Origin of the sequence: Collinsella sp. WCA1-178-WT-3 (M1), from assembly GCF_009696325.1 — a bacterium.
GTDB lineage: Bacteria > Actinomycetota > Coriobacteriia > Coriobacteriales > Coriobacteriaceae > Collinsella.
Genome location: NZ_VUME01000015.1, coordinates 1 through 17,828 on the forward strand (window position 1 = coordinate 1; position 17,828 = coordinate 17,828).

General features: G+C 59.8%; 18 protein-coding genes. 1 reads left to right on the forward strand and 17 read right to left on the reverse strand.

The annotated features are described in order from the left end of the window. Positions 1-306 precede the first annotated feature (306 nt). From FYJ40_RS08015 to FYJ40_RS08025, 3 genes are all read right to left on the reverse strand, one after another. Positions 307-1,707, reverse strand: coding sequence for a phosphoglucomutase/phosphomannomutase family protein (locus FYJ40_RS08015; protein WP_370450673.1), 1,401 nt, complete (start codon positions 1,705-1,707; stop codon positions 307-309). Positions 1,708-1,883: 176 nt separating this feature from the next. Continuing rightward, positions 1,884-2,777, reverse strand: a complete 894-nt coding sequence (locus FYJ40_RS08020; RefSeq protein ID WP_154518399.1) for a homocysteine S-methyltransferase family protein — start codon at positions 2,775-2,777, stop codon at positions 1,884-1,886. 12 nt (positions 2,778-2,789) lie between these two features. Next, positions 2,790-3,212: a metal-dependent transcriptional regulator gene (locus FYJ40_RS08025; RefSeq protein WP_154518396.1), complete on the reverse strand. Its 423-nt coding sequence runs from the start codon at positions 3,210-3,212 to the stop codon at positions 2,790-2,792. Between the two features lie 120 nt (positions 3,213-3,332). Here FYJ40_RS08025 and pepT point away from each other — a divergent pair, with 120 nt between their 5' ends. Next, a complete protein-coding gene (pepT, locus tag FYJ40_RS08030; protein ID WP_154518393.1) occupies positions 3,333-4,580 on the forward strand; it encodes a peptidase T in 1,248 nt (415 codons plus the stop codon). A 219-nt stretch (positions 4,581-4,799) separates the two neighbouring features. Here pepT and FYJ40_RS08035 read toward each other — a convergent pair whose 3' ends face one another. The 14 genes from FYJ40_RS08035 to FYJ40_RS08100 form a co-directional block, all read right to left on the reverse strand. Then, positions 4,800-6,053: an LCP family protein gene (locus FYJ40_RS08035; protein ID WP_154518390.1), complete on the reverse strand. Its 1,254-nt coding sequence runs from the start codon at positions 6,051-6,053 to the stop codon at positions 4,800-4,802. 12 nt (positions 6,054-6,065) lie between these two features. Next, on the reverse strand, positions 6,066-7,349 hold the full coding sequence (gene murA / locus FYJ40_RS08040) for a UDP-N-acetylglucosamine 1-carboxyvinyltransferase (protein ID WP_154518387.1): 1,284 nt from the start codon (positions 7,347-7,349) through the stop codon (positions 6,066-6,068). Positions 7,350-7,437: 88 nt separating this feature from the next. Then, entirely contained in the window at positions 7,438-7,830 is a 393-nt protein-coding gene (atpC, locus tag FYJ40_RS08045; RefSeq protein WP_154518384.1) for an ATP synthase F1 subunit epsilon, read from the reverse strand. Positions 7,831-7,833: 3 nt separating this feature from the next. Continuing rightward, positions 7,834-9,288 carry a F0F1 ATP synthase subunit beta gene (gene atpD, locus FYJ40_RS08050; RefSeq protein ID WP_055286334.1) on the reverse strand — a complete coding sequence of 485 codons (1,455 nt, stop codon included), beginning with the start codon at positions 9,286-9,288 and terminating at the stop codon, positions 7,834-7,836. Beyond that, entirely contained in the window at positions 9,288-10,196 is a 909-nt protein-coding gene (gene atpG, locus FYJ40_RS08055; protein WP_154518381.1) for an ATP synthase F1 subunit gamma, read from the reverse strand. Before atpG ends, atpD begins: the two co-directional genes overlap by 1 nt. Before the next feature lie 5 nt (positions 10,197-10,201). Then, positions 10,202-11,800, reverse strand: coding sequence for a F0F1 ATP synthase subunit alpha (gene atpA / locus FYJ40_RS08060; protein ID WP_154518378.1), 1,599 nt, complete (start codon positions 11,798-11,800; stop codon positions 10,202-10,204). After that, positions 11,800-12,276, reverse strand: coding sequence for a FoF1 ATP synthase subunit delta (locus FYJ40_RS08065; protein ID WP_154518375.1), 477 nt, complete (start codon positions 12,274-12,276; stop codon positions 11,800-11,802). Before FYJ40_RS08065 ends, atpA begins: the two co-directional genes overlap by 1 nt. Next, on the reverse strand, positions 12,266-12,868 hold the full coding sequence (atpF, locus tag FYJ40_RS08070) for a F0F1 ATP synthase subunit B (RefSeq protein ID WP_117716380.1): 603 nt from the start codon (positions 12,866-12,868) through the stop codon (positions 12,266-12,268). The genes FYJ40_RS08065 and atpF overlap by 11 nt, the downstream gene beginning before the upstream one ends. 15 nt (positions 12,869-12,883) lie before the next feature. Then, positions 12,884-13,078, reverse strand: coding sequence for an ATP synthase subunit C (locus tag FYJ40_RS08075; protein ID WP_022094262.1), 195 nt, complete (start codon positions 13,076-13,078; stop codon positions 12,884-12,886). 124 nt (positions 13,079-13,202) lie between these two features. Next, the gene (atpB, locus tag FYJ40_RS08080; RefSeq protein WP_022094263.1) at positions 13,203-14,006 is read right to left on the reverse strand and encodes a F0F1 ATP synthase subunit A; all 804 of its coding nucleotides are present in this window, start codon (positions 14,004-14,006) and stop codon (positions 13,203-13,205) included. A 3-nt stretch (positions 14,007-14,009) separates the two neighbouring features. Then, positions 14,010-14,321: a hypothetical protein gene (locus FYJ40_RS08085; protein ID WP_117770551.1), complete on the reverse strand. Its 312-nt coding sequence runs from the start codon at positions 14,319-14,321 to the stop codon at positions 14,010-14,012. A 281-nt stretch (positions 14,322-14,602) separates the two neighbouring features. Next, positions 14,603-15,250 (reverse strand): uracil phosphoribosyltransferase, encoded by a 648-nt coding sequence (upp, locus tag FYJ40_RS08090; protein ID WP_040359658.1) that lies wholly within the window; start codon positions 15,248-15,250, stop codon positions 14,603-14,605. 121 nt (positions 15,251-15,371) lie between these two features. Continuing rightward, positions 15,372-16,913, reverse strand: coding sequence for a glycerol kinase GlpK (gene glpK / locus FYJ40_RS08095; protein WP_154518372.1), 1,542 nt, complete (start codon positions 16,911-16,913; stop codon positions 15,372-15,374). Next, on the reverse strand, positions 16,867-17,670 hold the full coding sequence (locus FYJ40_RS08100; protein ID WP_229770733.1) for an L-threonylcarbamoyladenylate synthase: 804 nt from the start codon (positions 17,668-17,670) through the stop codon (positions 16,867-16,869). Before FYJ40_RS08100 ends, glpK begins: the two co-directional genes overlap by 47 nt. Between the last annotated feature and the right edge of the window lie 158 nt (positions 17,671-17,828).

Genomic DNA, 17,828 nt, shown 5'->3' on the forward strand with positions numbered 1-17,828 from the left:
GCCGCCTCTCGGCGGCCTTGCGAAAAACGAATCCAAGTCAGACCATTTCAAATGGTTCGATGTCTGCCCGGATGCGACACATCTGGTGTGTCCATCCTCGCAGTATCCGGTTCTCAAGGTGCACGCCCCGCGGCTCATCCGGTCCGACCGGGCCGCGCGGCAAGGAGATATATTGCCAGACCGGAGGGGCCCGCGGGGCGGGAATCTGGTTGCACACAACTCCTACACATTTATACCCGCTGCTGACGCTTGCCAGTCGTTACCTACCACTCGCCGAGCATATCTTTATATTGATCAGCCCCATGGCTAGAGCCGATATGCGCCCCGAGCCAAAGCGCAGCCGGCATCAAGCAACTCGTCGCGCTCCTCCACCGAAAAGCCCTCGGCGTACACTCGCACCACCGGCTCAGTGCCACTCGGGCGAACCAACAGCCAGGTATCATCCTCAAATGCCAAACGCAAGCCGTCCATGTGACTTACGCTCTGCGGCGCCTTGCCGCAAATCGACTTTGGATTCACACCGGGAAGCAGCGTGCGCAGCGACTCGGCATCTTCTGCCTCAAGTCGTAAATCTCGACGGCCATAACTTGTTTTTCCAAAACTCGCCTCGAGCTGATCGACCAGCACGCCCAGCGAAGCCCCCGTCTTTGCCATGAGCTCACACAGGAGTAGGCAAGCGAGAATGCCGTCACGCTCGGGCATATGCGCGGCAATGCCGATGCCACCGGCCTCCTCACCGCCCATAAGCACCCCGTCTTTTTTCATCTCGGCGGCTATATATTTGAAGCCAACCGGTTTTACGGTCACGCGGCAACCGAGTGCCTCGGCAACACGACGTACAAGCGTCGAGCACGATAGATTGACGACGACTCGCCCCTTCAAATTGCGAAACTGAACCAATTCGCCCATTACGAGCGCCATGATCTGATGCGGATGTATATATCTACCGCGCTCGTCGACCGCGCCAATACGGTCAGCATCGCCATCGGTCACCAGACCGGCACACGCACCGTCTTCGATAACTGCACGCTCGCAGGCATCCACCCACGGCTCTACGGGATCGGGACAGATATCCCCCCAATCCGATGCTTGCCCCGCATGAATCTCATGGACCTCAACACCCAGCTCGCGCAGCAAATCGGCAAGATAACCTTGAGCCGCTCCCCCCATGGGGTCGACCGCCACGCGCAGATGAGCGGCACGAATGGCATCGGCATCGACAAACGATGCTACCGCTCGCATATAGTCGGGAATGATATCCGCCGTGCGATACTGCTCCTCGAGCCCCAGAGGTTCGGCGGCCATCGTTGCCTCGAGTTCTTCGATGACGTCCTGGTTTGCCGTGGAACCATCGCCCATGCGCAGTTTGAGACAGAGATAGCCCTGCGGATGATGCGAACCGGTCACCATGAGCGCCCCGCACGCCTCGCCATCGTATGCGGCAGCCCACGTGATGGCAGGCGTGGGTACAAAACGGGCCGCGAGCACGGCATCAAGGCCATGGGCCGCAAGCACGCCAGCTGCAAGTTCTGCAAACTCGCGCGCCCGGGGACGGGTGTCATACCCGATATATACCGTCTTGCCGGGATATGTCTTTTGCCAGAGCTCGCCGGCGGCATCAGCGATACGGGCAACATTGTCAGCGTTAAAATCCTCGCCGACGCGAGCGCGCCAGCCATCAGTTCCAAAATGAATTATCGCGCACACTCGCAGACACCTCGCAGTGTTTGGATCATGGTACGCAAGTGGTATACCCGCAACGAGTGCCCGGCAAGCCGCCGGCGCACGCATTCACCGTTTAGGCAAAAGCCGTCGAGGGCGCATATAGACAAAAAAAACCGCCCCGGTCGGGGCGGTAATTCGAATGTGCTTTTCTTAGGACTCTATATATCGAGCGCGTCTGCCATAGCAGCCGTCGTGATCGCCGTGGTTCCGCAACAGCCACCAACCATTGCGGCGCCAGCCCGCTTCCACTCGACGCATGCGCGCGCGAAAGCTTCGGGGTCCTCGTGCCACACGGGCCCATCTTGCGTTTGGACCGGATTTCCCGCATTGGGACGTACAGTAACGGGCGTCGTGGCTATCTTGACCATTCTTGGTACCGCAGCGGTAGCCGCTGTCAGGGTGCAGCAATTGACCCCAACCGAGCTCGCACCGTGCTTCTCGGCATACAAGATGGCACCTTCGATGTTTAGGCCATCACCCAGCAGGTCGCCCTTGTCATCAATAGCAAAGCTCACCAGAACGGGCATGCCATCAGCGGCATCATGGACACCGGCGAGCACGGGCTGCAGATTGCGGATAGACGTGATCGTCTCGACCAGAATCCCGTCGACGCCGGCGTTGAGCAGGGCGGACGCCTGCTCGCGAGCATTTGCGCGAATCTCTCGATATTCGGAAGAATCCTCGACAAACCACTCAATCGCAATAGGCCCCATGGACCCCAGCAATAGCTGGGGATTTGCCTGGCGGGCATCGTCGACCGCCCCGCGATTGACCTCTGCCATAGATGGAGCGATTTCATCGCGATCGAGCGCAAAACCCGATGCCTGGAACGTATTGGTAATAAGCACCTGTGCACCAGCGGCAGCATACAGTCGGTGGATGCGAGAAACCGTCTGCGGTTCGGCGAGGTTCCAAAATGCCGGCGGAATATCGGCGGCACCGTATTCACTCAGCAGCACGCTGCCCATCGGACCCTGTGCCAGCAGCGTCTCGCTGGCAAGTCGGCGCATAAGCTCCTCGCCGCCGAAGCGATTGTAATAACTCGTATCCATATATATGTTTCGCTATTCCTCGATGCTGATTCCCTGCTTTTCGAGATAGGCGAGCCAACGGACCATTGTGTCCTCGGAAAGCGCGTGCTCCATCATGCAGGCCTCGGCATCGGCGCGCTCAAAGTCGACGCCGAGCTCCTGGACCAAAAATGTGCGAATCAGGCGATGGCGATACCAGATAGCCAAACCGACCTCGCGCCCACGGTTGGTCAGAATAACCTTGCCGTAGTGAGACTGCTCGACAAGTTCGGATGCCTTGAGAGCCGAAACCGCCTTGTTGACCGATGCCTTCGAGACGCCAAGGCGCTGTGCGATATCGACCGACCGCACGCCATTAGTCTCCCCATCCTCGCTTTCGATGCGAACCATGCACTCCAAGTAGTCTTCGTTCGCCACCGTTAGATGTAGCTCGCGCGAGCTATTTGTCGTATCCATGAACATCCGTCCCTTCTGCATTCAATGGCTGATTCTACCCCATCCAAGCGTCGCGGTATGCCGCGGCATACCGTGCTAGAGTTCTTGTTGCACACGACAACCAAGATTGGAGCGGTCTCTATGGAAAACACCACCACGAACCCCGACGTACTCGAGCGTTTTTTGCGCTACGTCCAGATCAACACACAGTCCGAGGATGCCAACTGCGACCAGGTTCCATCGAGCACCGTCCAGTTTGATCTTGCCAATGTGCTTGCCGAGGAATTGCGCGAGCTTGGTGCAACCGATGCCCATGTAACCGAAAACGCCTATGTCTGCGCTCACATTCCCGCGAGCGCCGGCTCCGAGAATAAGCCCGCCCTGGGCCTGATCGCGCACCTCGACACCACCGAGGTCGCACCGGGCGCCGGCGTAGCGCCGCACATCGTGCACTACGAGGGCGGCGACCTGGTTTGCGGCATCGTCGACGGCAAGCCCGTATCCATGAGCACCGCCAAGCTCCCCGCCCTCAACAACCTTTTGGGCGAGGACCTGGTTTGCACCGACGGCACCACGCTGCTGGGCGCCGACGACAAGGCCGGTGTCGCCGAGATTATGGCGCTCGTCGCACGCATTGCACAGGACCCCAGCCTGCCCCACCCCACGCTTGGTATTTGTTTCTGCCCGGACGAGGAAATCGGCCACGGTGCCGAGCTGTTGGATATCGAGGACTTTGGCTGTAAGTATGCCTACACAGTCGACGGCGGTCCGGTTGGCGAGCTTGAGTGGGAGTGCTTCAACGCCGCCGAGGCTACCGTTAGCTTTGAGGGCCAGTCCATTCACCCCGGCGACGCCAAGGGCCGCATGGTTAACGCGGGCAATCTGTTCTGCGACTTCAATGCCCTGCTTCCCTACGTGCAGCGTCCGGAATACACCGAGGGCTACGAGGGCTTCTATCACCTCGAGGGCGTTTCTGCCACAGTCGACCATGCCACGGCGCGCTATATCGTCCGTGATCACGATGCCGCCAAGTTCCAGCAGAAGCTCGATCTGATGGATGCTGCCGCCGCGCTGCTCAACCAGCGTCTGGGCGAGGAGCGCGTAACGGTCGAGATCAAGCACCAGTACCGTAACATGGCCGAGATCGTCCGCGACTACCCAGAGCTGATCGAAGTCGCCAAGGAATCCTTCCTTGCCTGCGATGTTGAGCCCCAGGTGCTGCCGATTCGCGGCGGCACCGACGGCGCACAGCTGTCGTTCCGCGGCCTGCCCTGTCCCAACCTTTCGACGGGCGGCTACTGCTACCACGGCGTCAACGAGTTTGTTCCGGTCAGCTCGCTCGTCAAGATGACCGACGTCTTGCAGGAGCTCGTCGCCCGCTTCGCATAAGGAACTCGAATAATCTAGGTAAGCAAAATCGCCCCGTCCTCAAAACCGAGAACGGGGCGATTTTTTGGTGCAAGGGGAGTAGTCGGCATCGCTGGTTGAATCAACGTCAGCGAGCGACATCCAGAGCGAACAAGTTGGCATGAAAAAGGCAGGACATTGACCTTCTGGTCATGCCCTGCCTTTTGAATGACAAATTGTCGCTCTGGACGGCGCGCAACCCTAGTAGTTGGCTTCGTAACCGTTGCCGTCGCCAGTGGGCTCCTCGTAATAATATGAGCTGTAATCCGAATCGTCCGAATAGCTCGAATCGTCCGAATAGCTCGAATCGCCCGAGCTTTCCGACGAACCGGCCGTACCGTAGGCGTAATCGTCAGAAGTATGATTGCTCAAATCACCGATTGTGGAGCTGGTTCCGTCGGATAGGCCCATGGTGTTTGGTCCCTTAGGATCCTTGCCGGCATCGACGCGCGCCATCATCTCCTTAAGCTCGTCCTCGTAGACAAAGACATAGCTCTGGCCGTCGATCATGGTGGTTTCATCTGCGTAGGAAGGCAGATTCGCCGAATAGATGCCATCGACATCCATGCCGCGCATAGCATTGACCGTAGACACGATGTCCTGAACGCTCATATCGGTCACAAGCATATCGGACAGCGAATTAACCAGGTCGAAGACCTTCGTAGCATCAAAGTTGTTGAGAATCTGGTTGGCAAGGGCACCAAGCACCTGGCGTTGGTGACGCATGCGCGTATAGTCGCCGTCGGCATAGGTATAGCGGCAACGGGCATAGGTGAGCGCGGTAGCACCGTCCATGTGCTGCTGGCCTGCCGTAATCTTAATGTCCAGATGCTCGGGGTCATCGACATCGTCGGTGGCGTTGATGTCGATACCGCCCACAGAGTCAATCAATGATTGCATACCGTCAAAGCTAACCTCGGCATAGTGGGAAATCTGCACGCCGCACAGCTCATTGACCGCTTGAACCATGGCCTCGGCACCGCCATAGGTATGGCAGGCGTTGATCTTCATGGTTTCGCCGTTATAGACAACCTTGGTATCACGTGGAATGGATATAAGCGTAGCCTGCTTTTGCGTAGGGTCGATGCGCGCCAAGATAATTGAATCGGAGCGATACGTGTCCTCGCCCGGACGACCATCGGTACCCAAGAGAAGCACGTAGAACGGATCCTTGGCCTCATTGGTATCCACCAAGATATGGCGCAGATTGTCGGTAATGACATTGGAATCGCCAAGCTTGCCCATAATATTGGCGAACCACAGCCCGGCGGCAGTCGTAGCGCTCAACAGCACGCCAAGCACGGCGATAAGCGCAACGCGACGGATTGTCTGGCCGCGGCGGCGCTGACGAGCGCGCTCGGAGTAGCGTGCAACATTATCGCGACTGTAGATCTTGGCCTGTGCGCCGGTTGAAGGTCTTCGAGTATCCGCTAAGGGCTTCTTATTATTAAACATAGGCAACCTGCATTAGTAGATGACGGGATCGGGAACAGTGGCGTGCTCGACGTTTGCACCAAGTGCCTGCAGTTTTTCGACAAACTGCTCATAGCCACGTTTGATGTGATGAATGGCCGAGACCTCGGTAACGCCGTCGGCGATAAGGCCAGCAACGACGAGCGCGGCGCCGCCGCGCAGATCAGGCGAGGTAACCTGTGCACCCGAGAACCCCTTGACGCCATGAATCATGGCGTGATGGCTTTCGATGCGGATATCTGCGCCCATACGGACCAGCTCCGACGCGAACATGAAGCGGTTCTCGAAGATATTCTCGGTAATCACAGAGCTGCCATCAGCGAGAGCGGAAAGCACCATGATCTGCGCCTGCATGTCCGTCGGGAAGCCCGGGAACGGAAGTGTCTGAATATCGACCGGCCTGATGTGCTCGACACGACTCACGTGAACGCCATTCTCGATTCGCTCACACTCGATACCCATGAGCTCCATCTTCTTGAGCACCATGCCCAAGTGAATGGGGCAAAAGCCCGTAACGTCGACACCGCGGTCATCGGCCATCAGGGCACCGGCAACGATAAAGGTGCCGGCCTCGATGCGGTCGCCCACCACGCGATGGGTAACGGGATGCAGCTCGTCCACACCTTCGATGGTCACGACGGGCGTGCCGGCGCCAACAATCTTGGCGCCCATCTCGTTGAGCATATTGGCAAGGTCGACGATCTCGGGCTCGCGAGCCGCATTATCGATAACCGTAGTGCCTTGCGCGCGCACGGCCGCCATGATGAGGTTCTCGGTAGCGCCGACGCTGGCAAACTCAAGCGTAACCGTGGTACCACGCAGCCCCTGAGGAGCGTTGGCATTGATGTAACCGTGTGCAGTGTCGAATTCTACGCCCAGCGCCTCAAGACCCAAGATGTGCATGTCGATCTTACGGGCACCCAGATTGCAGCCACCCGGCATGGCAATCTTGGCACGATGGAAACGGCCCAGCAGGGGACCCATCACGGCCGTGGAGGCGCGCATCTTGGCGACAAGCTCGTAGGGAGCCTCCCAGGAATCAACCTGAGAAGTGTCGATCTCGAGCGTATGCTCATCGAGAACGTCAATCTTGGCGCCCATACCCTTGAGCACCTTGCCCATAACATGGACATCCGAGATATCGGGCACGTTCTGCAGCGTCGTCTTCCCCGGTGCCAGAAGCGTTGCCGCCATGAGTTTGAGTGCAGAGTTCTTTGCACCCGAAACGGGCACGGAGCCTCCGATGGTGTGGCCACCTTCAACACGGATAATATCCAAGGTCTACCCTTTCAAAAAGCATGCCCGGGATGGCTGGGCCATCCCGGGCATGATGTGTTCGCAAATGGTCGAACGCCAAATCGTTTGACTATTGGGCAAGCATGAGCTTACACCATGCGATTTCATTATAGAGGTAGGCGCGGCGTGCATCATCCTCCGACAAATTACCCAGCTTCTCTTCAAAACCTTGAATATCAGCTTTAAGCTTGTCGGCATCGACGGTCGCCAAATCGCAAGCGCGCTCGGCGAGAACGGTCACGACATCGTCCGCAACCTGGGCATAGCCGCCGGCCACGGCAAACGTGTGGTCGACAGTGCCCATGGCCTTATCGGAGACGCGAACGTAACCGCGGTCGATCGTGCAGATCTCGCTGGAGTGAGCAGGCAGAACGCCAAACTCGCCATCCGTGGACGGAATCGACACAAACGCAGCGTCGCCCTCATAGGCGCAGCTCACGGGGCACACGATGCGGATACGCATAACCTACTTCTCCCCCATCTTGCGGGCGCGCTCGCGCACGTCCTCAATCGTGGAAGCATAGCGGAAAGCCTGCTCGGGCAGGTCATCGGCCTTGCCGTCGACAATCTCGGCGAAGGAGCGGACGGTATCCTCGACGCGAACGTAGACACCGGGGTTGCCGGTGAACTTCTCGGCGACGTGGAAGGACTGCGAGAGGAACTGCTGAATCTTACGAGCGCGGTTGACCGTAAGGCGCTGCTCCTCGGACAGCTCGTCCATACCCAGAATGGCGATGATGTCCTGAAGGTCGGAGTACTCCTGCAGGAGCTCCTGGACCTTAACGGCGACACGGTAGTGCTCCTCGCCGACGATCGAGGGATCGAGGGCGTCGGAGGAAGACGCGAGCGGGTCGATGGCCGGGAACAGGCCGAGCGACGAAATGCTACGCGAAAGAACCGTAGTGGCATCGAGGTGCGTAAACGTCGTGGCGGGAGCCGGGTCGGTCAGGTCGTCTGCGGGGACGTAGACAGCCTGAACGGAGGTGATGGAGCCCGTCTTGGTCGAGGTGATGCGCTCCTGAAGGTCGCCCATCTCGGTAGCCAGCGTGGGCTGGTAGCCAACGGCGGACGGCATACGACCCAGAAGAGCGGAAACCTCGGAACCGGCTTGGGAGAAGCGGAAGATGTTATCGATGAACAGCAGAACGTCCTGACCACGATCGCGGAAGTACTCGGCGGTGGTAAGGCCGGCCAGACCGATGCGCAGACGCGCTCCAGGCGGCTCGTTCATCTGACCATAGACCAAGCAGGTCTTGTCGATAACGCCCGACTCGCTCATCTCGAGATAAAGGTCGGTACCCTCACGGGTACGCTCGCCGACGCCGGTAAACACCGAGGTGCCACCGTGCTCCTGAGCGAGGTTGTTGATGAGCTCCTGAATCAGAACGGTCTTGCCGACGCCGGCGCCACCGAACAGACCAGTTTTGCCGCCACGGATGTAGGGCTCGAGCAGGTCGACGGCCTTAATGCCGGTCTCGAAAATCTCGGTCTTGGTAGTGAGCTCGTCAAAGCGGGGCGCTGCATGGTGGATGGGGTAGAACTCCTCCACCTCGGGCATGGGCTTGCCGTCGACGGGCTTGCCCATGACGTTCCAGATGCGACCGAGTGTCTTGGGGCCAACGGGCATCTTCATGGGCTCACCGGTATCGGTGGCGATGAGGCCGCGTTGCAGGCCGTCGGTCGAGGACATGGCGACCGTGCGGACAACGCCGCCCGGAAGCTGGCTCTCGACCTCGAGGATCGTGCTCAGGTGACCGATCGGGGTCTCGGCCTCGACCGTGAGCGCGTTGTAGATCGGGGGCACCGCGCCGTCAAACTTGACGTCGACGACAGGGCCGATAATACGCACGATGCGACCATCACCGGCAGTCGTCTTCTTGGTGGCTTCCTCGACCGCAAGCTTTACGGTGTTATTAGCCATTACTGTTCCTCCAATGCTGAGGCTCCGCCGACGATCTCGTTAATCTCGGTCGTGATCGAAGCCTGACGCACGCGACTATACGTGCGGGTAAGGGTCGAGATGATCGCGGTGGCGTTTTCCGTCGCGGAGTGCATGGCCTTGCGGCGTGCACCCTGCTCGGCAGCCGCCGAATCGATCAAGGCCTGGTAGATGACCGTCAGGATATACGACGGTACAAGCTTGCCGAGAACATGCTCGGGAGAGGGCACGAACTCGAACGTGGACGAGATACGCTTAGGGGCGTCGGCCTCGTTCTTACGCGGACCGTGGGCCATAGCGATCATCTCGGGATCGAGCGGCAGCAAGTGCTCGACGCGAAGCTCCTGATCCACGCGGTTCTTGGCGTGGTGGTAGACAAGCTCGACACGGTCAAGCTCACCGGCACGATACGCATCGCAGATATGAGAGGAGATCATGCGGGCCTGATTGAAATCGGGCTCAGAGGAGTTGCCCTCAAAGTGCATGATGACGTTTGCGCGGTCACGGAAATACGTGGCCGGTTTGCGCCCACACGCGATGATCTCGCACTCGACGCCGTCGTTCGCCCAAGAAGCGGCGAGCTTTTCGGCCGTGCGCTCCACCGTCGTATTGAAACCGCCGGCAAGGCCGCGGTCCGAGGCAATAACGACAATCAGGCCATGCTTGACGCTCTCATGCTTCTGCAGCATGGGATCGGTGCCTGAACAGGAGGCGTCGCCGGCGACCGTCAACATGACGTCGGTAAGCGCCTCCTTATAGGGTTCGGCCTGCTTGGAGCGATCGAGGGCACGACGGATCTTGGCCGTAGAGACCATCTCCATCGTGCGCGTGATCTGCTTGGTCGTGGTAACCGAGGAGATTCGCTTCTTAATGTCGCGAAGGTTGGCCATAGGGCTTAGTTCTCCTCTGATCCAGTCGTATCGGCATGGTGCTTGGCCATGAACTGCTGCTTAAAGTCGCCGATGACGCGCAGGAGCTCAGCCTTGGTGTCATCGTCGATCTTCTTGGCGCGAACCTTGTCGAGCAGCGAGCCAAAACCGTTGTCCATGTACTCAATGAGCTCGGCGCGGAAAGGCAGCACGTCGGCGATCTCCAGGTCATCCAGGAAACCCTCGTTGCCAGCGAACAACGCAACGATCTGCTCGGAAACCTCGAACGGCTTGTAGCGCGACTGCTTAAGGAGCTCAGTCATGCGAGCGCCGTGGGTAAGCTGCTTTTGCGTGGCCTCGTCGAGGTCGGAGCCGAACTGCGTAAAGCCGGCGAGCTCCTGGTACGAAGCGAGGTCCAGACGGAGGTTGCCGGCGACCTGCTTCATAGCCTTGGTCTGTGCGTCGCCACCGACGCGGGACACGGAGATGCCCACGTCGACTGCCGGGCGCTGACCCTGGAAGAAGAGCTCGGACTGCAGGTAGATCTGACCATCGGTAATGGAAATGACGTTGGTCGGAATGTAGGCCGAGACGTCGCCGTCCTGGGTCTCGATGATCGGCAGAGCCGTCATGGAGCCGTAACCGTTCTTCTTGGACATCTTGACGGCACGCTCGAGCAGACGAGAGTGCAGGTAGAAGATGTCGCCAGGATAAGCCTCGCGTCCGGGCGGACGATGCAGCGTCAGCGACATCTGACGGTAGGCCACAGCCTGCTTGGACAGGTCGTCGTAGATGACAAGCACATGGCCGCCGGGGTTGGTCTCGCTGGCGGGCTTGCCGTCCTCGCCGTTGTACATGAAGAACTCGCCGATAGCGGCACCGGCCATAGGCGCGATGTACTGCATAGGGGCGGAATCGGCAGCGGTGGCCGAAACGATGATGGTGTAGTCGAGCGCGCCGTGCTGAGCGAGGGTCTCGCGGATGTTGGCAACCGTGGAGGCCTTCTGGCCGATAGCGACGTAGATGCAGACCATGCCCTTGCCACGCTGGTTGAGGATAGCGTCGATGGCGATAGCGGTCTTACCGGTCTTACGGTCGCCGATGATAAGCTCGCGCTGGCCGCGGCCGATAGGCACCATGGAGTCGATAGCCAACAGGCCAGTCTGAACCGGCTCGCATACCGGGGTACGGTCGATGACACCGGGGGCCTTGAACTCGATAGGACGACGGTGCGTGGCGACAATGTCACCCAAACCGTCGATGGGCTGGCCGAGCGGATTGACGACGCGGCCGAGCATGGCACGGCTCACGGGGATATCCATAATGCGGCCAGTGGTGCGGCACTCGTCGCCTTCCTTGATGGAGTCGACGGCACCAAACAGAACGGCGCCGACCTCGTCACGGTCAAGGTTCTGGGCAAGGCCGAAGACGGTCTCACCGGTATCGGAGCTCTTGAACTCCAGAAGCTCGCCTGCCATGGCGCTCTTGAGGCCGGAGACGCGCGCAATGCCGTCGCCTACCTCGTCGACCGTTGAAACCTCATGCGTATCGACCGTCGCGGAGAGGTTCGTGAGCTGCTCCTGCAGTTTCTTGGCGATATCCTGGGCATTGAGGGTTTCGGACATTAGGCTTCACCTCCGTACGAATTAGCAGAGTTTGCGAGGGTCTCCTGCGCGATGCGCAGCTGCGTCTTGACGGAAATGTCACGACGCTCGCCGCGGGCCTCGAGCACCAGGCCGCCCACGATAGACGGATCGACCTGCTCGATAAGGAATACCTTGCGGCCGAAGTCCTGCTCGCATTTCTTAGTGATGGTTTGACGCAGCTCGTCGTCGAGCGGGATCGCCGTGGTGACGGTCACGCCCACTACATCCTCGTCTTCCTCGGCAACATGCTTAAAGGCAGCTGCCACCTTGGGAAGAAGGTCGAGCTGGTCGCGCTTGGACATGGTGTCGAGCACGGCAATGATCTCGGGGCTGGCGGAAGCCAGGCGCTCGATCATCTCGAGGTCCTCGAACACATGGTTCTCGGCCTTGGCGGCTTCCATGAGGGAGCGCGCGTAGGTCTCGAGCACCTTGTCCTGATAGCGGCTAGTCGGCATTCAGGCTACCTGCTTCCTGGATGTAGCGCTCGATGAGCTTCTTCTGCTCGGTCTCGTCCTCGAGCGCCTCGCCCACGATCTTGGTGGCGACGGCAACGGACAGGTCGGCGATGGAGCTCGCGGCACCGGCGTAGATGGACTTGCGCTCGTCCTCGACGGTCGTATGGGCCTTGGCGATGATCTCCTCGGCCTCCTTGTGAGCAGCCTCGATGATACGGGCGCGCTCGGACTCGGCGTCCTTACGGGCCTCGAGAACAATGTCGGCAGCCTGACGACGGGCGTCGGTGACGATCGAGTCGGACTCAGCGCGCTTGGCGATAGCCTCCTGCTTGGTCTTCTCGGCCTCGTCGAGGCTTTCCTCGATCTTCTTGCCGCGCTCCTCCATGGTCTTCATGATGCCCGGTAGGGCGACCTTGGCCAGCACGATCCAGATGATCAGGAAGGCGATAAGCGCCGGGATGAACTCCGCCATCTTAGGGATGAGGATGTCCGCACCGGCAGCGCCGTCCTCGGCGAACGCGGAAACCGGCATGAGCAGCGCGGCCGCGGACGCGGAGAGTGCGATCGCGCTCTTCTGGGATGAAAGATTCATACTTGACGCTCCGTGCTATTTAACGATCAGCGCGACAACGAAGCCGATCAGAGCCAGAGCCTCGCCGAAGGCGGAGCCCATGATGAAGACGGTGAACACGCGGCCCTGGACCTCAGGCTGACGGGCCATAGCACCCGTAGCACCCAGAGCAGACAGGCCGATAGCAAGACCAGCGCCGATAACACCGAGACCGTAACCGATAACTCCCACGATTCCTCCTTTGTCGTGCGTGTCTTATTTCACGCAGGATAACCTTTTTATAACTGCCGGGCTCCATGGGTACGGGCACCGGCGGTTTAACGAATTGCCTTACCTTTAAGGCGCGAACGGAAGACTACTCCTCCTCCGCGACCTCCTCTGCCTCGGAGACATACACGGCGGTAAGGACCGTGAAGACGTAAGCCTGGATGGCGCCGACCACAAGCTCGATCGCATAGATCAGGATGAGGATGGCAAGCCAGGCCAGCGAAGGCAGGGCGCCGACGGCGTGGGCCGCGGAAACCTGCTGAAGCAGCGGCTGCATGAACATGCTCGCCATGATGGCGAACGAGCCCATGACCACGTGTCCTGCGAACATGTTGCAGAACAGACGGACGGCAAGCGTGATGAGGCGCAGGAAGGTCGAGAAAAGCTCGACGACCCACACAAGGACGTTCATCGGGAAGCTCACGCCCTGCGGGGCGAGGCTCTTGATGTAGCCGATCACGCCGTGAGCCTTGCATCCGTAGTAGATGAAGTACACGAAGGCGAAGATGGCGAGCGCGGCGGTGGAGCCGATTGCGCCGGTGCCGGGCTTCATTCCCGGGATCAGGCCGATCATGTTATTGATCAGGATGAACAGGAAAAGCGAGCACAGGAACGGGAAGTGCTTCTTCCAGTTCTCACCCACGACGCCCTTGCCGATATCGTTCTCGACGTACTCGATGATGTACTCGAAACCGTTGACGAAGAAGCCCTTGGGAACCAGGGTCTGCTTCTTCTTGAACACGGCCAGGACGATCAGGAGCACGATCGTGGAGACGATCAGCCAAAACGAGTACTGCGTGATGCCGCAGCTCAGATCGCCCACGACAGGGGTGGAGCTGAACTCGCTGACCAGATGATTAATCTCATCAGGCAGCTTTTCAAAAATTTCCACGACTTACCTTTCGACCTCATGAGGATCTCGCAGCGCCTTGGCGACGCGAACCGTGCAGGCGGCCATAAAGGCCACGAAGCCGATCGCCTCGCCCAGGAGGAACATGCGAAATGCCTCTCCGAACAACGCAAACACAACCAAGGTAAAGACGAGCAGGGCGATTGCCGAGACCGCCAGACTCACCATACCCTTGAGCATGTCCGCATTCTGTTTATCGTCAAGAACCGGCTTGAGCGTAAAGACAAAGGGAAGAAAGGCGACCGCGCCCGCGATGGCGCCTGCAACGATAGCGAGCAGATCGGCTATCTGAAACACTGGCGTCCTCACTTTCTTTTTTAACGCTTCACAGAACAGTTCCCGCCAAACATTGGTGACTATTGTACGAGCCAATCGCTAAAGTACAACCGAAAAAGCATCGGTTAATACGCACCTGTTCGTTTTCTTAAGACCTTCTTTATGCCGCAGGTACGGTAATACGTTTTTCTCGAACCCTGCAGGGCAAAACGTCCGTTAACAGGAGTGCGCGCGGTCGACTTTTGTTCGTCCGCGCGCACCGTTTCTTCGTATTTGCAGCCGCGGCCGTCTTAGCCCAGCGACTAGAGCGTGCCGTAGATGCGGTCGCCGGCGTCGCCGAGGCCGGGAACGATGTAGGCAGCCTCGTTGAGATGGTCGTCGATGGCGCAGGTATAGATATGCACATCTGGGTCTTTCTCGGTCAGCGACTTGAGGCCCTCGGGGGCCGCGACGATGCACAGCATGCGGATGTCCTTGACACCGCGCTCGCGCAGGTAGCTAATGGCCATCTCGGCCGAACCGCCCGTGGCGAGCATGGGGTCGACAACCAGGCAGATGCGCTGGTCGATATCCTTGGGCATCTTGCAGTAATACTCATGCGGTTCGTGGGTAACCTCGTCGCGCTCCATACCGATGTGTCCCACGCGAGCGGAGGGCACCAGGTCGAGGATGCCGTCGACCATGCCAAGGCCCGCACGCAGGATGGGCACGATGGCGAGTTTCTTGCCGGCGAGCTGTTTGAACGTGGCGGTAGTGATGGGGGTCTCGACCTCGACGTCTTCCATAGGCAGGTCGCGCATGGCCTCGTAGCCGTCAAAAAGCGCGAGTTCGCGCACGAGCTGGCGGAACTGATTGGTGCCGGTGTTTTTGTCGCGCAGGATCGACAGCTTGTGCTGGACGAGCGGATGATCGACAAGCGTCACACGGGACGCATCGTAGGTAACGGTCATGGGTCTTGCCCCTTTCGTTGCGGCCACAAAATGGCCTTGCTGACAAGGCGCGCAGCAATGTTGCCGCCGCGCGCCATACACAAGTTTAGCGGTTTGCTGTAACGAGTGGCCCGTCGCAGCCCTACTGTGCGGTACTGAGCGAGCGCTTGACCGCATCGCGCCAGCCCGCAAGGTTTTGCTCGCGGCGCTCGGCGGACATGTGGGGAAGGAAGGTCCTAACGATCTGGGCATTTTGCTCCAGCTCTTCCAGGTCTTCCCAATAGCCGACGGCAAGGCCCGCCAAGTACGCGGCACCGATTGCCGTGGTCTCCACCGTCTCGCATTGCAGCACGGGGATATCCAGCAGGTCGGCCTGGAATTGCATGATGAACTCGTTGCGCGACGCGCCGCCATCGACAGACAGGCGTTCGATCGAAAGCCCCACGTCCTGCTCCATGGCGCGCAGCACGTCGTAGCTCTGATATGCCATGGATTCGCAGGCGGCACGTACGATGGTCGCACGGCTCGAGGCGCCGGTCAGACCGCACACGATACCGCGGGCACGCGGGTCCCACCAGGGAGCGCCCAAACCCGCAAAGGCGGGAACGAAGTAGCAGCCCTCGTTGTCGTTAATCGAAGCGGCGAGTTGTGCCGACTCGCTCACGCTCGAGATGATGCCCATGTTGTTGCGAAGCCAGTTCATGGTGGAGCCGGCGGCAAAGATGGAACCCTCGAGCGCATAGCTGATCTTCCCGTCCGCGGCGATACCGATGGTGGAGACCAGACCGTTCTTGGATTCGACGACCTCGTCGCCGGTGTTCATGAGCATAAAGCAACCAGTGCCATAGGTGTTTTTGGTCTGGCCGGGATGGAAACAGCAGTGGCCGAACAGCGACGCCTGCTGGTCGCCCGCCACACCCATGATGGGTGGCATGTTGGTCATGATGTCGCTCGCGACGCGGCCGTAGTCGCCCGAGCTCCAGCGAACCTCGGGCATCATGGAACGCGGAACGTCAAAGAGCGCCAGCAGGTCGTCGTCCCAATCGAGCGTATGGATATTAAAGAGTGCCGTGCGGCTGGCATTGGTGTAGTCGGTGGCAAAGACCTGGCTGCCGGTGAGGTTGTAGATGAGCCAGGTGTCGATGGTGCCAAACATGAGGTCGCCCGCCGCCGCGCTCTCGCGTGCGCCGTCGACGTTGTCGAGAATCCACTGCACCTTGGAGGCCGAGAAATACGGGTCGAGCGTAAGCCCCGTGCGGGAGCGCACCAGCTCTTCTGCGCCCTGCTCAACCAAATTATCGATCAGAGACGCGGTGCGACGGCACTGCCATACGATGGCGTTATAGATGGGCTGGCCGCTCACGCGGTCCCAGACCACCGTGGTCTCACGCTGATTGGAGATACCGATGGCGGCGATGCGATCGGAATGAATCCCGCTCTTAAACTGAACCTCCATCATGACCGCAATCTGGCTGGCAAGGACCGCCATGGGGTCTTGCTCCACCCAGCCGGGACGCGGGAAGCTGGTTTTGACACTGCGGCGCGCTTGGGCGACGATGCAGCCGTACTCGTCGACGATGGTCGCAAGTACCGAGGTGGTGCCGCAGTCGAGCGCCATGATGTAGGAACCGCCAAAGTCAAACGAGGCATCTTCCATGCCCAGGCTGCCCAGATTCAACGACATCGCTTACACCTTTCTGTTGCATCGGGTCGGACAGGACCCGCTCAATCTCTGACGCGGGAAGTGCGCCTTGGCGCAGGATCTGGAGCCCGCCGTGCTGGAACGACACGATGGTCGAAGCGTCGCGGCACGGCGTCTCGCCCGCGTCGACGGCCACGTCGACCCCTTCTAGAATGCGGTCTTCAACGTCGGCAAAGCTTGCCGGCGCGGGCGCGCCGTGTGTATTGGCGCTCGTACAGGCAAGTGGGCTGCCACAGGTGCAGATGAGCGCCTGTACCACGGGCGATGCCGACGCGCGAAGAGCCACCGTGTCGTCGGCGGCACGCATAAAGGTCGGCACGCAGGGAGCCGCCTTGACCACAATAGTCAGGGCGCCCGGCCAGCATCGTCGGGCAAGTATGCGTGCCTCTTCTGGGATATCCACGCCGTAGCGGTCGAGGGCCTCGGCATCATCGACCAGCCAGGCGACCGTTTGGGTGAGCTCACGCTGCTTGAGGGTAAAGATGCGACGGTAGCCGGTACCGAGCGCGGGCACCGCGGCGCCGTTGACGGCAGCCTGCGGATCGCGCGGCCACGGCAGAGATTCGCTTGTATCTTGGGGCACGGCGTCCGAGAAGGCGTTGACTGCCACAGCGACGCCATAGACGGTCTCGGTCGGGATCAGGGCCAGGCCGCCACGGCCGAGCACCTCGGCCGTACGCTCGACGGCGAGCCGATGCGGCTCGCGCGCTCCCTCGAATACCCGATAGACCGTCTGCATGTGTATGCCAGCCCCTTACGCTCTGGTGAAAGTTTGTTTACTGAGGGGCATTCTCGCACGAAACGTTTAACCTATTTGTCCACAGCGCATGTTGGTTTGGTGAGCGGCTATAGCAGTCGGTGAAAGTGAGGGGTAATTGAGCCGTGACAAGCCTCTTT